Source organism: Acidovorax sp. 100, assembly GCF_003688355.1.
GTDB lineage: Bacteria > Pseudomonadota > Gammaproteobacteria > Burkholderiales > Burkholderiaceae_C > Acidovorax > Acidovorax delafieldii.
Genome location: NZ_REFD01000001.1, coordinates 1,098,261 through 1,117,506 on the forward strand (window position 1 = coordinate 1,098,261; position 19,246 = coordinate 1,117,506).

The following is a 19,246-nucleotide window of genomic DNA, read 5'->3' on the forward strand; positions in this document are numbered from 1 at the left end:
ATGACGACCCACAACCCCAAAGAACTGCTGCTCCAGGCCAAGGGCCTGCAGGCCTGGTACGGTGCCGCGCAAATCCTGTACGACGTAGACCTGGACGTGCGCCGGGGCGAAGTCGTGGCCCTGATGGGCCGCAACGGCGCAGGCAAATCCACCACGCTCAAGACGCTGATGGGCATGCTGGCCAAGCGCAAGGGCAGTATCCAGTTCATGGGCAAGGACCTGTCCAAAACCGACCCGCACGACGCTGCCCGCCTGGGCCTGGGCTTTGTGCCCGAAGACCGCCGAGTGTTCACCGACCTCACGGTGATGGAGAACCTGGAAGTGGGCCGCCAACCCGCCCGCACCTGGCCCGATGGCACAGCCGCCCCGGTGTGGACGCCCGAGCGCCTGTTCAAGCTCTTTCCCAACCTGGGCGAGATGCCCCAGCGCCCGGGCGGTCGCATGAGCGGTGGCGAACAGCAAATGCTGACCGTGGCCCGTACGCTCATGGGCAACCCCTATCTGGTGCTGCTGGACGAGCCCTCTGAAGGTGTGGCGCCCGTCATCGTGGAGCAGATGGCGCACATGATCCTGGAGCTGAAAGAGCAGGGCGTGAGCATCCTGCTGTCCGAGCAGAACATGCACTTTGCCGAACTGGTCTCCGACCGCGCCTATGTGCTCGAAAAGGGCCAGATCCGTTACCAGGCCAGCATGGAAGAGCTGGCCGCCAACGACGAGGTGCGGCGCGCCTACCTCAGCGTGTGAAGCAGAAGTTCCCCGGCCCTGGCCCTACCGGGCCATGGCCGATGTGTCAGTGCGTTCCCAACCGGAGTGTTCACCATGCAAACTGCGCAACGTCGTCGCTTTCTTCTTCAATCGGCCGCGCTTACCGTGGCCGGGGCCAGCTTCCCCGCCAGCTGGGCGGCAGGCAAGATCAAACCCGGTGAGCGAGCGGCGCTCATCGTGGTCGATGTGCAGAACTGTTTTGTCCCGGGCGGCACGCTGCCCGTGGCCAAGGGGGATGAGGTGGTGCCCGTCATCAACCGCATTGCCACAGCGTTTGAAAACGTGGTGGTCACGCAGGACTGGCACACCCAGGGCCACGCCTCTTTTGCCAGCACCCATGCGGGCAAGAAGCCGTTTGAAACCACCCAACTGAGTTACGGCCAGCAGGTGCTGTGGCCCGACCATTGCGTGCAGGGCACCGACGATGCCGCCCTGCACAAAGACCTCCAGGTGCCCAAGGCCCAGGTGATCCTGCGCAAGGGCTTTCACCAGCATGTGGACAGCTACTCGGCTTTTGAAGAGGCCGACCGCAAGACCTCCACCGGCCTGGCGGGTTACCTCAAGCAGCGTGGCATCAAGACCGTGTTTGTCACCGGCCTGGCCACCGACTTCTGCGTGGCCTGGACGGCGCTGGACGCCAAACGCCTGGGCTTCGAAACCTATGTGGTCGAAGATGCGACCCGCGCCATCGACCTCAACGGATCGCTCGACGCTGCCTGGAAAAACATGAAGGCCAAGGGCGTCAAACGCATCCAGTCCAGCGACATCGATGTCGCCTGACGGCGCACCGCCCCGGTGCTTCGGCGCCGGGGTTTGACGGATTCACAACACCCCGCAGAAATGGTTGCGCAGCCGCTCCGCTTGCAGGGAAACTTGCGCCTTTGATGTAAGGAGCGTTTCATGAAATGTCGTGGGATGGAGGAGGGCAGCATCGACCGCCGTGTGGTGCTGACGGCCCTGGCCGCCGCTGCTCTGGGGGCCGCGGGCCCGGCGGCTGCCGAGACCGGGGTGACGGACACCCGCATCAAGGTGGGACAGTCGGCCGTGTTCACCGGTCCGGCCAAGGATTTCGGGGTGGACTACAAGGCGGGCATTGCGCTGGCGTTCGACAAGGTGAACAAGACCGGCGGCGTGCAGGGGCGCACGCTGGAGCTGGTGTCGCACGATGACGCGTACGAGCCCAAGAAGACCGCCGAGAACACCGCCAAGCTCATTGACGAAGACAAGGTCTTCGCCCTGATCGGCTACGTGGCCACCGGCAACCTCATCGCCGCCATGCCCCTGGCAGAGAAGGCGGGCGTGCCCATGTTCGCGCCGCTGGTGGGCACCACCTCGTTTCGCACCACGCACAACCGCTACCTGTTCCACGTGCGCGCCAGCTACGAGACCGAGCTGCGCAAGATCGTGGGCCACCTCGCCACGCTGGGCATCAACAACATCGCCGTCATTTACCAGAACAGCGCGTTTGGCAAATCCAACCTCGACACCTGCCTGCAGATCGCCCAGGGCCTGAAGGTCAAGGTGGTCGATTCCGTGCCCATGGAGATCGCCGCCACCGACGCCAAGCCCCAGGTGGCGCAGCTCACCAAGGCCCAGCCGGGCGCGGTGGTGATGATCATGGCGGGCAAGATGGTGGAGGTGTTCTTACGCGACTACCGGGCGGCGGGCGCGGCGTCGCCGCTGTACACCATCTCTGTGGGCATCACCGACGCACCGGGCTCCGCGCAGCGCCTGAACGGCGGCATCGAAGGGCTGGTCACGGCCAGCATCGTGCCCTCGCCGCAGGCCAGCCGCCTGGCCATCGTGGCCGACTACCGCAAGGACCGCGCGGATGCGGGCGAAAAGATCGACAGCTACACCATGCTGGAGGGCTATATCGCCGCGCGCGTGTTTGTGGAAGGCCTCAAGCGTGCAGGCAAAGCCCTCACGCGGGAAGGCTTCATCAAGGCCATGGAAGACATGGGCACCACCAAGATCGGCGACTTTCCGCTGCAGTACGGCCCGAACAACCACAATGGCTCCAACTTTGTGGACCTGGAGATGTACACGCGCAGCGGGTCGCTGCGACGTTGACTGAGAACAACCCACCGAGACATGCACTCGCCCGCTTCACTCTCCCCGGTCGTCGTTAATGGCCAGCCGTTTGCCCTGCCGCAGAGCACCTTGGCCAGCGCCACGCTGCTGCACGTGCTGCGCAACGACCTGTCGCTCAACGGCCCCAAATACGGCTGTGGCCTGGGGCAGTGTGGTGCCTGCACGGTGCTGGTGGATGGGATTGCCGCGCGGGCCTGCGTGATCCCGGCGCAGGGCGTGGCGGGCCGCGAGGTGACCACGCTGGAAGGGCTGCCCGGGCGCTGCAGCCGCACCGCAGGACTTCACCCGGTGCAGCAGGCATTCATTGACGAACAAGCCGCGCAGTGCGGCTATTGCCTGAGCGGCATGGTGATGATGGCCGTGGCCTTGCTGGAGCGCAATCCAGACCCCGATGAAGCGGCCGTGCGCCGCGAGCTGTCGGGCAACCTGTGCCGCTGCGGCACACATGTCGAGATCATCCGCGCCGTGCTGCGTGCGGCCCAGTTGATGCGCGAGGCCCAGGCATGAACACGCCTCCACCCCTGCGCGCCCACAGCCCGCTCACCCGCGCCGACTTCCATGCCGCCCGGGGCGTGCTGCTGGTGGTGCGCAACCCGCCGCCCGCACCACCGCCCGTCAAGGGCCAGCCCGCGCTGGTGGCGGGCAACCCGGCCGAGGGCGTGGAGATCTTGATTGCCGTGTGGGACGACGGCAGTGTGACCGCACTCAACGGCCATGTGGACCTGGGCACCGGCATCCGCACCGCACTCGCGCAGATCGTGGCCGAAGAACTGGACGTGCCCTTGGCGCAGGTGAACATGGTGCTGGGCGACACCACGCGCGCCCCCAACCAGGGCGCCACCATCGCGAGTGCATCCATCCAGATCCACGCCAAGCCCCTGCGCACCGCTGCCGCGCAGGCGCGCCACTGGCTGGTGGCCCAGGCCGCAGAGCGATTGGGCGTGCCGGTGGATCAATTGCAGGTGCGTGCCGGTGTGGTGCAGGTCACTGCAGACCCGTCTCGCCAAGTGGCCTACGGCGCGCTGCTGGCGGGCGCACACACCACGCTGGAGCTGGTGGATGCCACGACTACCAAGGCCGCCGCCGATTACACCGTGGTCGGCCAGTCCGTGCCGCGCGTGGACATCCCCGCCAAGGTCAGCGGCGAGCTGGTGTTTGTGCACGACATGCGCGTGCCCGGCATGCTGCACGGCCGCGTGGTGCGCCCGCCGTATGCGGGGGCCGACCATGGCGACTTCATCGGCAACACGCTCGAATCGGTGGACCAGCAGTCCATCGCGCACATCCCCGGCATCCGCGCCGTGGTGGTGATCCGCGACTTTGTGGGCATCGTCGCCGAGCGCGAGGAACAGGCTGAGCAGGCGCTGCGCGATCTGAAAGTGCACTGGAAGGACTGGCCTGGCTTCCCGCGCCAGGACAGCACCGAGGCGCTGGAACAAGCCATCCGCGCCAACCCCGCCACGCAGCGCCGCCTGGTGGACGAGGGCGATGTGGAGGGCGCCCTGGCCGCGCTGTCTGCCAACGGCCAGCCCATGCCACGCATCTATGTGTGGCCGTACCAGATGCACGGCTCCATCGGCCCATCGTGCGCGGTGGCCGAATGGCGCAGTGATGACAGCACGGGCCGCCCGCGCATGACGGTGTGGGCAGGCACGCAAAACCCCCATGTGCTGCGCGCCGACCTGGCCCGCCTGATGGGGCTGGCCGATGTGGACATCGACCTCATCCGCATGGAGGCCGCCGGTTGTTATGGCCGCAACGGCGCGGATGACGTGGCCGCCGATGCCGCGCTGCTCGCGCGCGCCGTCGGTGCCCCGGTGCGCGTGCAGCTCACGCGCGAGCAGGAGCATTTGTGGGAGCCCAAGGGCACGGCGCAGCTCATGCAGGTGCGCGGCGGGCTCAAGGCCGATGGCACCGTGGCGGCGTACGACTTTGAAACGTCCTACCCCTCCAACGGCGCGCCCACGCTGGCCCTGCTGCTCACCCGCACCATCGAGCCCGTGGCCCAGGCCTACGAGATGGGCGACCGCACCGCGCGCCCGCCCTACCAGTACGACAACCTGCGCGTGGCCGTCAACGACATGCCGCCCATCGTGCGCGCGTCGTGGCTGCGGGGCGTGTCGGCCCTGCCCAACTCGTTTGCGCACGAGTCCTATGTGGACGAGCTGGCCACGGCAGCAGGCGTGGACCCGGTGCAATTCCGCTTGCAATTGCTGAATGACCCGCGCGCCGCCGAGCTGGTGCAGGCCACCGCCGAAAAGGCGGGCTGGATTCGCCGCACTGGCCCGCAGCAGCGCCCCTTGGAGGGGGACTGGGTGCAAGGCCAGGGCTTTGCCTACGCTCGCTACATCCACAGCAAGTGGCCCGGCTTTGGCGCCGCCTGGGCGGCCTGGGTGGCCGATGTGGAGGTCAACAAGAAGACCGGCGAGGTGCATGTGCGCCGCGTGGTCGTGGGGCACGACGCGGGCCTGATGGTGAACCCCGCCGGGGTGGAGCAGCAGGTGCACGGCAACGTGCTGCAGACCACCAGCCGCGCACTCAAGGAGCAGGTGACGTTCGAGCCCGTCAAGCAGGCCGTGGACAACCGCGAATGGGGCAGCTACCCCATCCTGAGCTTTCGCGAGGTGCCCGTCATCGAGGTCATGCACATGCCCCGGCAGGACGAGGCGCCGCTGGGCTCGGGCGAGTCGTCTTCTGTGCCGGGCACGGCGGCGATTGCCAACGCGATTTTTGACGCCACGGGCGTGCGCTTTCGCGCGCCGCCGTTCACGCCCGAGGTGGTGCGCGCCGGGCTCAACCCCTTGCCCGGCGGCGCAGGCGAGGCGGCTGCAGGCAGCACCGCACCCACTGAGCAGGCCGAGGTATTGCCCACGCTGGAGCTGCCCGCACCCACCGTGCCAGCCAGCGCCACATGGCCCACCCAGCGCAGCCCCTGGGCGCGCGCCCTGGCCCTGGCCGCTGGTGGCATCGCCATGGGCGCCGCGCTGCTGGGCTGGCGCCCCTCCATCGCGCCCGTGGTGCAGACGGCGGGTGCCTCGGTCTACAACGCCGCCACCATCGAGCGGGGCCGCCTGCTGGCCGCTGCGGGCGACTGCGTGGTGTGCCACACCGCACCGGGCGGCACGCCCAACACGGGCGGCCGCGCCATGGAAACGCCCTTTGGCAAGGTCTACACCACCAACCTCACGCCCGACGCCGAGACCGGCATCGGCCAGTGGTCCTTCAGCGCCTTCCAGCGCGCCATGCGCGAAGGCATCTCGCGTGACGGCAAACACCTATACCCCGCGTTCCCCTACACGTCGTTTGCCAAGATGAGCGACGACGACCTCACCGCGCTGTACGCCTACCTGATGGCGCAGCCCGCCGTGCGGGCCGAGGTGCCGAAGACCGAGTTGACCTTCCCGTTCAGCGTGCGCCCGCTCATGGCGGGCTGGAACGCGCTGTTCCACGACGCGACCCCGTTCAAGCCCGACCCGAATCGCCCGCCCGAATGGAACCGCGGCGCCTACCTGGTGCAGGGCGTGGGCCACTGCGGCGCCTGCCATACGCCGCGCAATGCGCTGGGGGCCGAGCTGGGCGGGGCTGCGTTCCTCTCGGGCACCATGGTGGATGGCTGGGAGGCTCCTGCGCTCACCGGCCTGTCGAAGGCGCCCGTGCCCTGGACGGCCGATGCGTTGTATGGCTACCTGCGCCACGGCCACAGCCCGCAGCACGGCAGCGCCTCCGGCCCCATGGCGCCCGTGGTGCGCGAGCTGGCCCACTTGCCGGACGAAGACATCCGCGCCATGGCGGGCTACCTGGCCTCGTTCACCGCTGCGGAAGCCGCTACCCAGCCAGCCACACAGCCTGTGTCTGACGCGCAGCAGCGCGCACAAACCGCCGTGGCCCAGGCCGCCGCGCTGGCCCCGCAACCCGGCCAGGCCCAGCGCCTGTTCGACGGCGCCTGCGCCGCCTGCCACCACGACGGCGACGGCCCGCGCCTGCTGGGCGTGAACGTGCCTCTGGCGCTCAACAGCAACCTGCACAGCGACCGGCCCGACAACCTGCTGCAGGTCATCGTGCATGGCATCCGCGAGCCCGCCGCGCGGGACATCGGCTTCATGCCCGGCTTTGGCCACGCGCTCAGCGACGCGCAGATCACCGAGCTGGCGGGCTACATGCGCCAGCGCTACGCCCCCGGCCGCCCGGCGTGGCGCGATGTGCCCGAGGCGCTGGCCCGTGTGCGGGCGGGGCCTGCACATCCGTAGCCTGGCGATCTCGCAGACCCCCTCTGGGCGATCGTCAACACGGTTTTGGAGCCTTTTGGTGCTGAGGCGCTAGTGGAATATGCGCAAACAGCTATCAAAAGTGGAGCAAATGGATCATCCGCAGGCCCCGTGTTCAGCCCGACAATCGGGCTGCACCACCGTCCAGACACCATGACACCTGCCATGTCTTTGCCATCGCACAGCGCCTTGCGCACCCCGCACCGGCGCGTGCAGCGCATCGGCGGGGCCGCAACGCTGGCCCTGTGTTGCCTGGCCCTCACGGCCTGCGGGCCGGACGTGCAGGGGTCGCCCAAGCCGCCCCCGGCGTTTGGCCCTGTGCAGAGCAGCTGGTTCGGCTGCCCGTCCTTGCAAGGGGTGTACGCCTGGCCGCCGGTGGAGCCCGGTGGCGTGCGGGGCAGCCTGCCGTTTTTCACCGGTTCGCCGGAGATGCAGGTCTGGGTGCAGCAGCAGCGCGGCGAAACCACGCTGCGCACGCGCACCGTCAACCGCGCGCGCAACGTGCGCACCTCGTTGACTCGGCAGTGGAGCCTGGTCACCTACGGCGGCGCGCAGGCCCGCTGCAGCTCCGGCATGCTCGACCTGGTCCCGCAGACCGTGTCGCCGGACAAGGAGCCTGGGGCCTCGGGCGTGCTGCAGGGTTTCAGGCTGGCGCGGCTCAAGGATGGCGGGCTGGCCGTGGGCAAGCGCACCGTCAGCACGGGCAACAAGGGCTCGTACTTTTCGTGGGGTGGGCAGTCCTACGGCAGCTACGACGCGCCCGATGTGGAGACCTGGACCTGGTTCAAGCTGGCCCGCACCGCTGCGGGGGACAGCGAGCCGCCGGTCGTCGACGCCTACGTGCCCGGGGCCACCGCGCCCTAAGCGCTTCGGCTTGGTCGCGGCGCGCGAAAAAAGCCGCGAACTTCCCTGTTTATCGCCCCACCGCCTGCGCCGCCACCTCGGCACAGTGGCATCGGGGCTTGGTCCATGGTGGGGCAGGCCCGGGCGCCCGCCTCTTTGTGGCTAGCGCCCATGTCATCGGCCAGCCCCAGCGGTAGGCCGCCCACTGTTGTCCGTTCAAGGAGAAGACCATGCCCGCTAGCGAAATTGAAATCCACGCGATCGTGCTGCGACTGCTGCGTGAAGGCTATGCCGCCCTGACCGCCGCCCAACGCCGGGTGGTGGACACGCTGATGGCGGTGTGCTGACAGCTACAGCTGCCCGCGGGCTGTTCGGAGGCCCCACGGGGCTGTTCGCGATCCGTTTGAAGCCTTATGGGCCGGATGCGCTAGTGCAGATTGCCTGAGGCGCTATCAAAAATGTAGTGATTGCAGCTCGGCCTGCATCGCCTGCGCAATCAGGTGCATATCGTGGTCGCTGACGGCAAACAGCCCAAACCGAAACTTGCTGCCCCAGCGCTGGCGGTCGTCCACAAACTCCAGGGCGTCCAGCAGCGGCGCAATCGCCGCCTCACGTGCAGGCACATAGGCCACGTCCCGCCGCGACGGCACAAACCCACCGCCCATGTCAAACGCATACGGCGCTCCCGGCAACACGATGCCAATCGAGACAAACGCCTGCAGCCGGTCCTTGCCCCCCATGGTCACCGTCGGCGCGTAGTACGCCACGCGGTCGCCGGGTCGGATGCGCTGCAGCGGCGCCACCTTGCCATGGCACACCTGCATATAGCCCGCGCCCGGCGTGGCACAGCCCCGGCGGGCGTGCTGGGCGCAGGCCACGGCAATCCAGTTGCGGCGCGTGGCGGCCGCAGAGGTAGCTGCCGAAACAGGCATGTCGCTGCGCTCAGGCGCGGCATCCGGCCAAAAGGGGGTGTTGCAGCACGGCGTCGGTCATGAGAAAGCTCCTGGTCAAAGAAGCCACCGATGGTGCGGGCGTGCTGCTGACACCGCAGTGTCAGTACCTTTGCAGCATCCCTGTCGGCGCCGCTTGAGCCATCAGACCAACTGCCCCCACTGCCACAGTGCAAACCCGCCCAGCAGCAGGGCCGAGGCCCGGTTGATGCGCTGCCGCCAGGCGGGTGTAAAGCGCTGCCGTTGGTAGGCAATCGCGCCGGTCAGCAGCAGCCACCAGGCGGCAGAGCCCACCAGCACGCCCGCCACCATCCACAGCGGCGACGGCAGGCTGGGCCTGCCGCCACCCAGCGAGCCAAACACCGCAATGAATGACACGATGGTGGCCGGGTTGGCCAGCGTCAGCGCAAACGTGCCGGCCGCCAGGCCCAGCAGCCCCCGCGCATCGCGGGCCGGGGCGGCGGTGTGGGCCACCGGCGCGTGCCAGGTGCGCCAGGCCAGCACCAGCAGCAGTGCGCCGCCGCCCAGCGCCAGTGGCGTCTTGGCCTGGGTCAGCCCATCGATGAGCCAGCGCACGCTGAAGGCACCCACGGCGCCATACACCGCATCGGCCGCAGCCGCGCCCAGGCCGGTGGCCAGCCCGGCTGCCAGGCCCCGCTCCAGGGTGCGTTGCATCGTCAGCAGGCCAATGGGGCCCACAGGGGCCGCGATGAGCACGCCGATGACGGCGGCTTGCAGAAACACGGTGAGCGAGGTCAAGTCCATGCACCGATGCTAGGGCGGCGGCGGGCGGTGGAGAATGCAGAAAATTCGGCGAATCCAGAAATTGGTTTCGGTTTTTTCTGTGCCAATCGATAAAGGCTTTTATGGAAGTCGATGACAAAGCCTGGCGCCTAATCAGCGCGCTGCAGGCCGATGGCCGCGCCTCGCTCAAGGAACTGGCCGAGGCCGTGGGCCTGTCGGTGCCCGCCACGCTGGAGCGCCTGCGCCGCCTGCAAGAGGTGGGCGTGGTGCGCGGCGTGCATGCCGACATCGACCCCGCCAAGGTCGGCTACGGCGTGCGCGCCGTGGTGGGCATCAACGTGCCGCAGCCCGGCAAGAAGGCGCTGATCGACAAGCTGCGCCAGTCGCCCCAGGTGCTCGAATGCCACCATGTGAGCGGCAACGACTCGTACGTGATGCAGGTCGTGGCGCGCGACCTGCCCGATCTGGAGCGCTTTCTGGGCGATATCAACGGCTATGGCGAAACACGCACATCCATCGTGTTTTCCACGCCCATCCCGCTGCGCGGCCTGGCCCGGCCGGAGGCGGGCTGACCCACACCTCAGAACGTGATCTTTACCGACGCCGCACTGCGCTGCGCGTCGCCATGGAACACGGCCTCGATGTTGTTGCCGTCCGGGTCCAGCACAAACGCGGCGTAGTAGCCGGGGTGGTAGGCGCGCTCACCCGGTGCGCCGTTGTCCTTGCCGCCATGGGCCAGGGCCGCCTTGTAGAACGCATCCACCATCGCCCGGTCCTGCGCCTGAAACGCCAGGTGGTGCCGGCCTGTCAGGTGCCCCTGCGCGGCCACGCTGTCGGCTGTGGAGATGAACAGCTCATCCGCCCAGAAGTAGTCCTCAGCCGTGCCGCCCATGGGCACGTTCAGTGCGTCGAACACGGCCGAGTAGAACCTGCGGCTGGCGGCGAGGTCGCGCACCACAAGCTGGATGTGGTCGATCAGCCGGCCTCGGTGCAGTTCCTGTGCTTCCATGGGGTCTCCTTTCGGTGAGAGGGATCGGTGCCAGGTCTCAATCGGGCGCATGCAGCCCGACACGGTTGCCATCCAGGTCGTGGATGTGCGCAAAGAAGCCCATGCCCGGCGGCAGCGCCTGGCGCGGCAGGGCCACGCGGCCGCCCTGGGCCACCGCGCGGTCCAGCGCGGCGTCGAGCGAGGGCGATGCGTCCAGGTACACCAGCGTGCCGCTGCCCGACACCTGGGGCGCCGTGGGGCCCATCATCAGCGCGCCGCCTGCACCATCGGCTTCGGGGTCGTAGGCAAACACGGCGCCTTCGCTCGGGCCCATGTTCTCGCGGCGCATGGGCTGGCCCAGCACGGCCTCGTAAAAGGCCTGGGCGCGGTCCAGCTGGGTAGTGGGGATTTCAAACCAGGCGATGGCGTTTTTCATGGGGGCTCCTTGTGTGTGAAAGAAAGAACGAAAGTAAGAAGCCCCGATGGTGAGTGGGGGCTGCTGACAGCGGAGTGTCAGCAGCCTGTCATCCGGCATCACATTGCCGGAGCGGGCGCCGACGCCGCCACCTGCGCCCGAAACGCACGCGGCGACAGCCCCGCATCGCGCGTGAAGGCGCGGGTGAAGTACGCCGGGTCGGCATAGCCCAGCGTGTAGGCAATGGTGGCCACGCCCAGGTGGGTGTAGGCCAGGTTGCGCCGCGCCTCGCGCATCAGCCGCGCCTCAATCAGCCGCTGGGCCGACACGCCCGTGGCAGCACGCGCCACGCGGCTCAGGTGCGTGGGCGACACGGCCAGCGCCCGCGCGTAGTCGGCCACCTGCCAGTGCTCCAGAAAATGCGCCTCGATCAGCGCCTCCAGCCGCTGCACCAGGCTGGACTCTGGCGCGTGGGTGTCGTCCGGGCTGTGGTCTTCCATCGCGCGCGCCACCCAGCCCAGCAGCGTGGCGCTCAGGCCCCGCAGCACCAGCGCACGCGCCTTGGCCCGGCCCGAGAACTCCTGCCAGACCTGGCCCATGGCCTGGTGCAGCTGTGGCGGCGCAGGCGCCACGGCGGGCCGCGCCAGGTCGCGCCGCACATCGCCCACGCGCACAAAAATCTCGTCCATCAATTCATCGGCCAGCGTGGCCACCCAGCCCTGCGTGTGCTGCGTGAAGCGGAATGCGTGCACATGCCCCTGCGGCACGTTGATGAGCGCGCCTGCAAACAGCGGCACCCGCTCGCCGTCCAGGTGCGCCACGCCCCCGCCCGAGGTGATCAGCAGCACCTGGTGCAGCCGCGTGTGCCGGTGCGGCGCCAGCTCCCAGTCGTGCAGCGCCGACCGCTCGGCAATCGTCTCGCAGTGCAGCACATCGGGCAGGTGCTGCGACTCGCCAAACAGGCTGTACGAGTGGATGGTTCCGATGTTCGAAAAGTGCATGTTCTGGCTCCATCCGTCCATTCAACGCGGCGACTGTGCCACGTATCTTTGGGTGGTCCGTTTGACCCATGTCATGAACACACCAACCACTACTGGAGACGCTATGAAAACCCAGGTTTGCATCATCGGCGGAGGCCCCTCGGGCCTCATGCTCTCGCAGCTCTTGCACCTCAAGGGCATCGACACCATCGTGCTGGAGCGCCAAAGCCGCGAATACGTGCTGGGCCGCATACGGGCAGGCGTGCTGGAGCACGGTTTTGCCGCACTCATGCGCGAGGCCCAATGCGGCGAGCGCATGGACAAGGAAGGCGAGATCCACGATGGCTTCATCATTGCCCACGACGGCCAAATGGACCGGGTCGATTTGCACAAGTACAGCGGCGGCAGTTCGGTGGTCGTCTACGGCCAGACCGAGCTGACGCGCGACCTGTACGAAGCGCGCGACCGCATGAAGGGCGTCGTCATCCACAACGCCGAAGACGTGCAGCCGCACGACCTGAAAAGCGCCAACCCGTATGTGACCTATCGCAGTGGCGACGAGGTGGTGCGCATCGACTGCGACTTCGTCATCGGCGCCGACGGCTTCCACGGCGTGAGCCGCAAGTCCATCCCGCGCGACGTGCTCAAGGAGTATGAAAAGGTCTACCCCTTCGGCTGGCTGGGCGTGCTCTCGCGCACCAAGCCCGTCTCGCCCGAACTGATCTACGCCAAGCACGAGCGCGGCTTTGCGCTGTGCTCGCTGCGCTCGCAGGTGCTGAGCCGCTACTACATCCAGGTGCCGCTGACCGACAACGTGGAAGACTGGTCCGACGAAGCCTTCTGGGCCGAGCTGAAACGCCGCCTGCCCGTCGAGGTGGCCGATCAGCTCATCACCGGCCCCTCCATCGAAAAGTCCATCGCCCCCCTGCGCTCCTTTGTGGCCGAGCCCATGCGCTACGGCAACCTGTTCCTGGCTGGCGACGCCGCCCACATCGTGCCGCCCACCGGCGCACGGGGCCTCAACAGCGCGGCGTCGGACATCTACTACCTGTACCACGCCATGGTCGCGCACTACCAAAACGGCGACAGCACCGGCCTCGACAAATATTCCGAAAAGGCCCTGGCCCGCGTGTGGAAGGCCCAGCGCTTCTCGTGGTGGATGACGACCATGCTGCACACCTTCCCCGAGTCGCTGGCGTATGACCAGAAGCTGCAGGACACGGACCTGGCGTACCTTTTCTCGTCCGAGAAGGCGCTGGGCTCGCTGGCAGAGAACTACGTGGGGTTGCCGTTCTGAGCACCTGGTAGTAGCACCGCCACCCAATCAAAGGCCTGCATGGGGTTCCCTCATGCAGGCCTTTTTTGTGTGTGCCCGGTCGGCGTTGCGTGCAACCGGCGATCCGTTTGCTCACTCTCGGACCGCTCCATGGCTCGCGGATTGCGCCCGCACACAGCCCCAATGAAAAGCCGCTTTCCAGGCAGTTGCCTTGCACAACGATCTCCATCTGCTACGGAAAATTTAGGCAGAACTGATGCTTACGCTCGCACAGCAGGCCCGATAGCATCGCACCAAGTTTTCAGATCATTCGCCCCGTGGTGTCGATGAGCAATTCGACGATGGCTTGAACACGATGAAGCTGCCGACGCAGCGTTTTGAGGCAGTGCACGTCACACCGACAGTGCCAACCAACAGCCAGGAAAATTTCAACAATGGATTGGGTCCCGGTCGTCTTCATCACCTTCAAGGTGCTCGTGTTTGGCACTTGCATGTTCTACGCCATCAAGTGGCACCACGACCAAGGGAAGAAGGCGAAAGAAGAGGCTCGGCTGCGGCAAGAGGCGGTGGAGCGGAGGCCTGGCACGGCGGAGTAGGCTGCGGACGCGGACGTTCTGTACAGGCACGTTCGGCGCTGGAACGCATGTGTAAGGCGCAGCGCTTCTGGTGGTGGACGACTGCCATCCTGTACAGCTTCGCTCATCACACTCTCCAAGTCTTGATTGCTGTGGTGCATCGCTGTTCAATGATCCAAAGCGTGCTTGCAGCGATGCCGCATTGCTACCATGAACGTCATGAATCCTATTTCACGCGGTACTCCGCCCGTTGAGTTCACGCTGCGCGTGCCCTGTCGCCTAGCACTGCAATTCGGATACGACGAACCGCCACATTCCCGCGAGTTCTTCTTTCTCGATAAAGCCTGTACCGCTTCCTTTGCAGACGGCGAGGTTGTCATTGAGGCTAGGGGAATACCTGACTCGGATTCAGCACGGGAGTTCTTTGCGCAGTTGCAGACTGCGCTGGCATATCGTTCATTGCTTGATCGGCACGCGCTCTCTTTTCCTCTGGAGCTAAACGAGCCTGCCGAAGCTCCTTTTTTTCTTATAGAGGGTGACAAAAGGTGCGTGCAGCATGGCTGGCCAATGCAAGCAATCAAGCCGAAGGTAGTCCCAAACACCGGTGCAAGCATTTATCCAGAGCATGATTACGTGGTGCTCGACGGTACGTCAGTTATTGTTCCGAAGTTTTTAGGGTCTGCCCACGAGTTCGTCAGTGGGTTGCAGCAAGACGGAGTTACTCCTTTCGCTTTGACCGCTGATCAAGATCTCATGCTGGCGATCGCGATGTATGTTGAAGCGACCCGTTCAACTAGCTGGGTGTCTTCATTTCTGCGAGTTGTATCCGTCTTGGAGATGCTCGCCACACAGACAGCCTCCAGCGCAAGAACTTGCGAGGCCGTGGATAAATTGATCAGCTATGCGGAGGCAGAGTACCAAGCAGATAGCGCGGTGGATCTGGAACGTATCCGCAGTGTGCTTCAGTCCGCCAAGAGGACATCAGTCACAAACGCCGTTAGAAGGTTAGTTTTGGATTTTTGTGGGCCAAACAGTGCCTTAGCGCCCAAGCCCGGTATTTTTAGCAGCGAGGAAGAGTGCAATCGCAAAGTTACGGCGATCTACGCGGTTCGATCTGCGTATACACATGAGGGATTGGTCACTGCAAAGCGAGCTGGGAGGCATTCCTTTGGTGAGCTTTCAAACCTCGCGTTTTCGGCTGTGCGCCACATCCTTCTATGCAAGATGGACGCACTGAAATTTTCTCCCTAAAAGTATTAGCGAGGATAGGCTGTCTTTAGGGAGGGGAGGCAGTTTTGACATTAACCTGACCTTAAAAGCAACAGAAGCCATGGCGCGCCAAATCCGGCAATCTAGATGAGATTGCCTAGGCGGCACTTCCAGTCATGTTCCAGACAAAAAAAAGCCCGGCACAAGCCGGGCTTCCCACTTTCAATCCCCCCTCACTTGCAGCTAAAACTGCTCGCACTCTCCACATCCCCCGTGCCGTTGTAGCGTGCCACCTTGGGGTACACGCACAGCGGCCGGGTGCGGTTGGCGGACCAGCTGGCGGGCAGCTCGGCGTTGACCACATTGGCGCCCGCGCCGCGCACTTTCGCCGTCACGCTGTCGGGGGCCTTGCCTTGTTCCACCCAGGCGACCAGCGGGGCCAGCATGTCGAACTGGTCGGTGGCGGGGCCGCCGGAGCAGTGGTTCATGCCGGGCACCAGGAACAGGCGGGCAAAGGCGTCGGCCTTGCCGCTGTGGTTGGCCTGCAGGCGGTCCATCCAGTTGGCAGTGTCCATGGGCGAGAACACGCCGTCGGCCACGCCGTGGAAGACGATCATCTTGGCGCCCCGGTTCTTCAGGGCGCTCAGGTCGGCTTCGTTGGGCGGCGTCATGTACGACCAGGGCGACTCGGTGTAGGTGGTGTTGGTGGCGAACATCTTGGGGTAGTCCGTCTCCATGCTGAAGTTCAGCGCGTACTGCATGCCGGGGATGGCGGTGAACGCTGCCACGGTGGATGGGGGCGAGGTGAAGATGAAGGCCACCGCACCGGCGTCACGCGTGGCGGGCGCGCCAAAGTGCCACGATGCAAAGTTGGCGCCCGCAACGCCGGGGTCCCACCAAGTGCCGGTGTACAGCGCCTCTCCCTTGCTGTTCTTGGGGCCTGCAAAGATGCTGGCCAGCACGCCCTTTTGCTCGCTGGTGATGCAGCTGCCGTCGCGTGCGCCGGTGCAGGTGGGCACGTCGGTCTGCAGGTTGAAGGCGGCCTGGCAGGCGGCCACGTCGTTGACCTGGCCGTCGGCCACGCCGTCCAGCGCGTCACACTTGGCGACGATCTTGCTGCTGATGAGCTTGAACTCGGCTGGGCTCACAGCGGTGGTCAGGTCGGGCAGGCCGCTGGCGTCCTTGGTGGATACCTTGGCGTATTGCTGGGCCTTCCACAGCTGCGTGGTGGCGGCCTTGGGCAGGTGAAAGCCGGGGTTGCCCGCCAGGATGCCATCGTACTGGTCGGCATAGCGCGACGCGCCCACCATGGCGTGGCGGCCGCCGTTGGAGCAGCCGGCCAGGTACGAGCGGTCGGGCGCCTTGCCGTAGGCGCTCTTGATGAGGTTCTTGGCCATGGGGGTGAGGGTGCCCACGGCCTGGTAGCCGTAGTCCAGCCGCGCCTGCGGGTCCACGCCAAAGAAGGGGGTGGGTGCGCCATGGCCTGCGTCAGAGCTGAGCACTGCAAAGCCTTGCACCAGGCCGGGTGCCACGGGTGCGGCGCCGCTGACCGAGCCCAGCGCGGTGACCACGCTACCGTCCAGGCCGCCGTTGGCCTGGTGCAGAAAGCGGCCGTTCCACTCCACGGGCAGGCGCATTTCAAAACCAATGGCGTAGCTGGCGCCGTCCACGGGGCCGGTGCGCTCTTTCATCTTGCCTTTGACGAGACAGTGCGCGGGCGCCTGGGTGGTCACGCCCTGCAGCGTCAGCGGGCCGGCGGGCACCTGCTCGGCCGAGGTGATGCGCGTGTCGGGCAACGCCAGGCTGCTGGCCAGCGTGGCGCACGACTGCAGGGTAGCCGGTGTGGCCGCGGAGAGCTGGGGCAGGGCGGCATCGGACGAGCCGCCGCAGCCCATGAGCAAGGCGGCGGCTGCGGCCGAGAGTGCCAGGGGGTGGTGGGCACGCATCCGGTTTCTTCTCATCTTCAAGCGCATGGTGTTGTCTCCAGTGGTTTTTTTGAGGCGTTAGAACCTGTTCAAAACCTTTTCGGGGTCGCACAAGTACCTTGCCGGGATGGGATGCAAGGCGCGGTACGCAGTTGATAGCTCGGCTATCAACAAGCGCCGCAACGCCGCAGACCGCCCGGCAAGGCACTTGCCCGAAGGGTTGGAGTGAAATCGGGCGATTGGAAGCCCCGGCTGCTTGCATGGGCACGAGCCCATGCAGCGCATCCGAAGCATCCACTCATCCCGATTGCACTCCAATGCGATCCCCTAAAAGGTTCTGAACAGGTTCTCTAGAACCCGCAACGTGGCCTCAACACGCTGTGGGAGGGAGATCGATGGAAGGTGTTTTGCTACTGAATCAGGAGCTGTTGGCACATGTAAATCATGCGCTTGCGGCCTCCTGGGGCCTGAATTCAAACGCCTGGGCAATGCGCTGGCGCAGGATGGTGGTGCGCAGGTCGAATTCGGGCAGCACCCACTGGGCGAAGGCCTGGGCAGGTGTGGTCCAGCGGTCTGTGGCGGCCGTGGACTGTTCCGCGCGGTGGGAGCGTGCGGCGCCGATCTGGGCCCAGGCCCATTCCAGCAGCACCAGCGCCACGGCGCGCAGGTAGTCGTCGGCCACCCAGTAGGGCAGTTCGGGGTCGGACTGGGCGGCAATCGCCAGGGTCTGCGTGATCTCCACCAGGGCATGGCGGCGAGCGCTGGCGGCGGCGCTGGGGGCTGCGCCGGGCAGTGTGGTCAGTAGCGTTGCCAGGCCCTGGCCACCATCGGCCAGCACCTTGCGCACCAGCAGGTCGATGGCCTGGATCTCGTTGGTGCCCTCATAGATCATGGCCACGCGCGCGTCGCGCACGATCTGCTCGATGCCCCATTCACGTACATAGCCGTGGCCGCCAAACACCTGCAGGCAGGCGCTGGCGCCGTGAAAGGCCTGGTCGGTGAGTGCAGCCTTGAGCACGGGCGTGACCAGCGCGCACCAGCGCTGCGCAGCGGCGCGTTCACCCGCGTCGGTGCCGTGCTTGGCCACATCGAGCTGCAGGGCCGTGTGGTAGGCCAGCACGCGGCCGCCGTCGATCCAGGCGCGCTGCGTGTGCAGGATGCGGCGGATGGCGGGGTGGTCTTGAATGAGGCTGGTGTCCTTGGCGCCAGGGGCGCGCATCTGGCGGCGCTCTGCGGCGTAGGCGCTGGCCTTTTGCCACGCGGCCTCCAGCAGGCCAATGCCTTGCAGGCCCACGTGCAGGCGGGCGGCGTTCATCATCACGAACATGGCGTTCAGGCCCTTGTTGAGCTCGCCCACCAGCCAGCCGGTGGCGTCGTCAAAGCGCATCACGCAGGTGGGGCTGCCGTGCAGGCCCATCTTTTCTTCGATGCGCTCGCAGACCACGGCGTTGTGGCTGCCGTCGGGCAGCACCTTGGGCACCAGGAAAAGCGACAGGCCTTTGGGCCCCGCCGGTGCGTCGGGCAGGCGCGCCAGCACCAGGTGCACGATGTTGTCCGTCAGGTCGTGTTCGCCGCCAGAGATAAAAATCTTGCTGCCGTTCACCCGCGCGCTGCCGTCGGGCTGGGGCACGCCGCGTGTGCGCACCATTCCCAGGTCGCTGCCCGCGTGGGCTTCGGTCAGGCACATGGTGGCCAGCCATTCGCCGGTGGCGACCTTCTCCAGGTACTGCGCCTTCAGTGCATCGCTGGCGTGGTGCTTGATGCATTCGTACGCGCCGTGCAGCAGGCCGGGCGCCATGGTCCAGCCGTGGTTGGCACCGGCCAGCCATTCAAACAGCACACACTCCAGCACCGCAGGCAGGCCCTGGCCGCCATCGTCGGGCGCGCAAGACAGCGACGGCCAGCCTGCCTGCCAGAAGGCCTGGTACGCATCGGGAAAACCTGCGGGGGTGTGCACGCGTCCACCGTCGAAGCGGCAGCCTTCTTCGTCGCCGCTGCGCTGCAGCGGGGCGATGGCGCTGTCCACAAACTTGGCCGCCTCGTCGAGCACCTGGGCCGCCAGGTCGCCGTCGGTATCCGCAAACGGCGCCAGGCCCTGCCAGCGCGTGGGCGCCTTCAGCACGGTGGTCAGCAGGTGCTGGATGTCGGCAAGGGTCTGGCGGGCTTGCATGGTTTGCTCTCTTATTGGTAGCTGTTTGCGCTTGATGGTTGGGCGCT

17 protein-coding genes are annotated in these 19,246 nt (G+C 66.4%); 10 read left to right on the forward strand and 7 right to left on the reverse strand.

Annotation, left to right across the window (positions count from 1 at the left end; translation table 11 throughout):
* The 6 genes from C8C96_RS05135 to C8C96_RS05160 all read left to right on the forward strand — a co-directional run bounded on the left by C8C96_RS05135 (position 1) and on the right by C8C96_RS05160 (position 7,988).
* Positions 1-744 (forward strand): ABC transporter ATP-binding protein, encoded by a 744-nt coding sequence (locus tag C8C96_RS05135; RefSeq protein WP_121943888.1) that lies wholly within the window; start codon positions 1-3, stop codon positions 742-744.
* A 75-nt stretch (positions 745-819) separates the two neighbouring features.
* On the forward strand, positions 820-1,545 hold the full coding sequence (gene pncA, locus C8C96_RS05140) for a bifunctional nicotinamidase/pyrazinamidase (RefSeq protein ID WP_121943889.1): 726 nt from the start codon (positions 820-822) through the stop codon (positions 1,543-1,545).
* Between the two features lie 120 nt (positions 1,546-1,665).
* Entirely contained in the window at positions 1,666-2,838 is a 1,173-nt protein-coding gene (locus tag C8C96_RS05145) for an ABC transporter substrate-binding protein (RefSeq protein WP_082564832.1), read from the forward strand.
* Positions 2,839-2,859: 21 nt separating this feature from the next.
* A complete protein-coding gene (locus C8C96_RS05150; RefSeq protein WP_121941663.1) occupies positions 2,860-3,366 on the forward strand; it encodes a (2Fe-2S)-binding protein in 507 nt (168 codons plus the stop codon).
* Complete coding sequence (locus tag C8C96_RS05155; protein ID WP_121941664.1) at positions 3,363-7,106, forward strand: molybdopterin cofactor-binding domain-containing protein; 3,744 nt, start codon at positions 3,363-3,365, stop codon at positions 7,104-7,106. The genes C8C96_RS05150 and C8C96_RS05155 overlap by 4 nt, the downstream gene beginning before the upstream one ends.
* A 183-nt stretch (positions 7,107-7,289) precedes the next feature.
* Complete coding sequence (locus C8C96_RS05160; RefSeq protein WP_233584165.1) at positions 7,290-7,988, forward strand: hypothetical protein; 699 nt, start codon at positions 7,290-7,292, stop codon at positions 7,986-7,988.
* A gap of 431 nt (positions 7,989-8,419) precedes the next feature.
* Here the strand turns inward: C8C96_RS05160 and C8C96_RS05165 are convergent, their stop codons facing one another.
* Entirely contained in the window at positions 8,420-8,899 is a 480-nt protein-coding gene (locus C8C96_RS05165) for an EVE domain-containing protein (RefSeq protein ID WP_121941666.1), read from the reverse strand.
* A gap of 162 nt (positions 8,900-9,061) precedes the next feature.
* On the reverse strand, positions 9,062-9,682 hold the full coding sequence (locus C8C96_RS05170; protein ID WP_121941667.1) for a LysE family translocator: 621 nt from the start codon (positions 9,680-9,682) through the stop codon (positions 9,062-9,064).
* Positions 9,683-9,783: 101 nt separating this feature from the next.
* On the opposite strand from C8C96_RS05170, the gene C8C96_RS05175 reads away from it, so the two are divergent.
* Complete coding sequence (locus tag C8C96_RS05175; protein WP_121941668.1) at positions 9,784-10,233, forward strand: Lrp/AsnC family transcriptional regulator; 450 nt, start codon at positions 9,784-9,786, stop codon at positions 10,231-10,233.
* Positions 10,234-10,241: 8 nt separating this feature from the next.
* Here the strand turns inward: C8C96_RS05175 and C8C96_RS05180 are convergent, their stop codons facing one another.
* From C8C96_RS05180 to C8C96_RS05190, 3 genes are all read right to left on the reverse strand, one after another.
* Positions 10,242-10,670, reverse strand: coding sequence for a VOC family protein (locus tag C8C96_RS05180; protein WP_121941669.1), 429 nt, complete (start codon positions 10,668-10,670; stop codon positions 10,242-10,244).
* Between the two features lie 37 nt (positions 10,671-10,707).
* On the reverse strand, positions 10,708-11,085 hold the full coding sequence (locus C8C96_RS05185) for a VOC family protein (protein ID WP_121941670.1): 378 nt from the start codon (positions 11,083-11,085) through the stop codon (positions 10,708-10,710).
* A gap of 98 nt (positions 11,086-11,183) precedes the next feature.
* Positions 11,184-12,065: a helix-turn-helix domain-containing protein gene (locus C8C96_RS05190; RefSeq protein ID WP_121941671.1), complete on the reverse strand. Its 882-nt coding sequence runs from the start codon at positions 12,063-12,065 to the stop codon at positions 11,184-11,186.
* Between the two features lie 103 nt (positions 12,066-12,168).
* On the opposite strand from C8C96_RS05190, the gene pobA reads away from it, so the two are divergent.
* The 3 genes from pobA to C8C96_RS24595 all read left to right on the forward strand — a co-directional run bounded on the left by pobA (position 12,169) and on the right by C8C96_RS24595 (position 15,146).
* Positions 12,169-13,341 carry a 4-hydroxybenzoate 3-monooxygenase gene (pobA, locus tag C8C96_RS05195; RefSeq protein WP_121941672.1) on the forward strand — a complete coding sequence of 391 codons (1,173 nt, stop codon included), beginning with the start codon at positions 12,169-12,171 and terminating at the stop codon, positions 13,339-13,341.
* Between the two features lie 413 nt (positions 13,342-13,754).
* The gene (locus tag C8C96_RS24995) at positions 13,755-13,916 is read left to right on the forward strand and encodes a hypothetical protein (protein ID WP_199737443.1); all 162 of its coding nucleotides are present in this window, start codon (positions 13,755-13,757) and stop codon (positions 13,914-13,916) included.
* 189 nt (positions 13,917-14,105) lie between these two features.
* The gene (locus tag C8C96_RS24595; protein ID WP_147455651.1) at positions 14,106-15,146 is read left to right on the forward strand and encodes a hypothetical protein; all 1,041 of its coding nucleotides are present in this window, start codon (positions 14,106-14,108) and stop codon (positions 15,144-15,146) included.
* Positions 15,147-15,337: 191 nt separating this feature from the next.
* On the opposite strand, the gene C8C96_RS05200 is transcribed toward C8C96_RS24595, so the two are convergent.
* Positions 15,338-17,050 carry a tannase/feruloyl esterase family alpha/beta hydrolase gene (locus C8C96_RS05200; protein WP_121941673.1) on the reverse strand — a complete coding sequence of 571 codons (1,713 nt, stop codon included), beginning with the start codon at positions 17,048-17,050 and terminating at the stop codon, positions 15,338-15,340.
* A 421-nt stretch (positions 17,051-17,471) separates the two neighbouring features.
* Positions 17,472-19,199, reverse strand: a complete 1,728-nt coding sequence (locus C8C96_RS05210) for an acyl-CoA dehydrogenase family protein (RefSeq protein WP_121941674.1) — start codon at positions 19,197-19,199, stop codon at positions 17,472-17,474.
* Positions 19,200-19,246: the final 47 nt, after the last annotated feature.

What these genes read in the sequence shown, in the direction of transcription:
- C8C96_RS05135 (WP_121943888.1), top strand. Translation starts at nt 1, where the DNA reads ATGACGACCCACAACCCCAAAGAACTGCTGCTCCAGGCCAAGGGCCTG.
- pncA (WP_121943889.1), top strand. Translation starts at nt 820, where the DNA reads ATGCAAACTGCGCAACGTCGTCGCTTTCTTCTTCAATCGGCCGCGCTT.
- C8C96_RS05145 (WP_082564832.1), top strand. Translation starts at nt 1,666, where the DNA reads ATGAAATGTCGTGGGATGGAGGAGGGCAGCATCGACCGCCGTGTGGTG.
- C8C96_RS05150 (WP_121941663.1), top strand. Translation starts at nt 2,860, where the DNA reads ATGCACTCGCCCGCTTCACTCTCCCCGGTCGTCGTTAATGGCCAGCCG.
- C8C96_RS05155 (WP_121941664.1), top strand. Translation starts at nt 3,363, where the DNA reads ATGAACACGCCTCCACCCCTGCGCGCCCACAGCCCGCTCACCCGCGCC.
- C8C96_RS05160 (WP_233584165.1), top strand. Translation starts at nt 7,290, where the DNA reads ATGTCTTTGCCATCGCACAGCGCCTTGCGCACCCCGCACCGGCGCGTG.
- C8C96_RS05165 (WP_121941666.1), bottom strand. Translation starts at nt 8,899, where the DNA reads ATGCCTGTTTCGGCAGCTACCTCTGCGGCCGCCACGCGCCGCAACTGG.
- C8C96_RS05170 (WP_121941667.1), bottom strand. Translation starts at nt 9,682, where the DNA reads ATGGACTTGACCTCGCTCACCGTGTTTCTGCAAGCCGCCGTCATCGGC.
- C8C96_RS05175 (WP_121941668.1), top strand. Translation starts at nt 9,784, where the DNA reads ATGGAAGTCGATGACAAAGCCTGGCGCCTAATCAGCGCGCTGCAGGCC.
- C8C96_RS05180 (WP_121941669.1), bottom strand. Translation starts at nt 10,670, where the DNA reads ATGGAAGCACAGGAACTGCACCGAGGCCGGCTGATCGACCACATCCAG.
- C8C96_RS05185 (WP_121941670.1), bottom strand. Translation starts at nt 11,085, where the DNA reads ATGAAAAACGCCATCGCCTGGTTTGAAATCCCCACTACCCAGCTGGAC.
- C8C96_RS05190 (WP_121941671.1), bottom strand. Translation starts at nt 12,065, where the DNA reads ATGCACTTTTCGAACATCGGAACCATCCACTCGTACAGCCTGTTTGGC.
- pobA (WP_121941672.1), top strand. Translation starts at nt 12,169, where the DNA reads ATGAAAACCCAGGTTTGCATCATCGGCGGAGGCCCCTCGGGCCTCATG.
- C8C96_RS24995 (WP_199737443.1), top strand. Translation starts at nt 13,755, where the DNA reads ATGGATTGGGTCCCGGTCGTCTTCATCACCTTCAAGGTGCTCGTGTTT.
- C8C96_RS24595 (WP_147455651.1), top strand. Translation starts at nt 14,106, where the DNA reads ATGAACGTCATGAATCCTATTTCACGCGGTACTCCGCCCGTTGAGTTC.
- C8C96_RS05200 (WP_121941673.1), bottom strand. Translation starts at nt 17,050, where the DNA reads ATGCGTGCCCACCACCCCCTGGCACTCTCGGCCGCAGCCGCCGCCTTG.
- C8C96_RS05210 (WP_121941674.1), bottom strand. Translation starts at nt 19,199, where the DNA reads ATGCAAGCCCGCCAGACCCTTGCCGACATCCAGCACCTGCTGACCACC.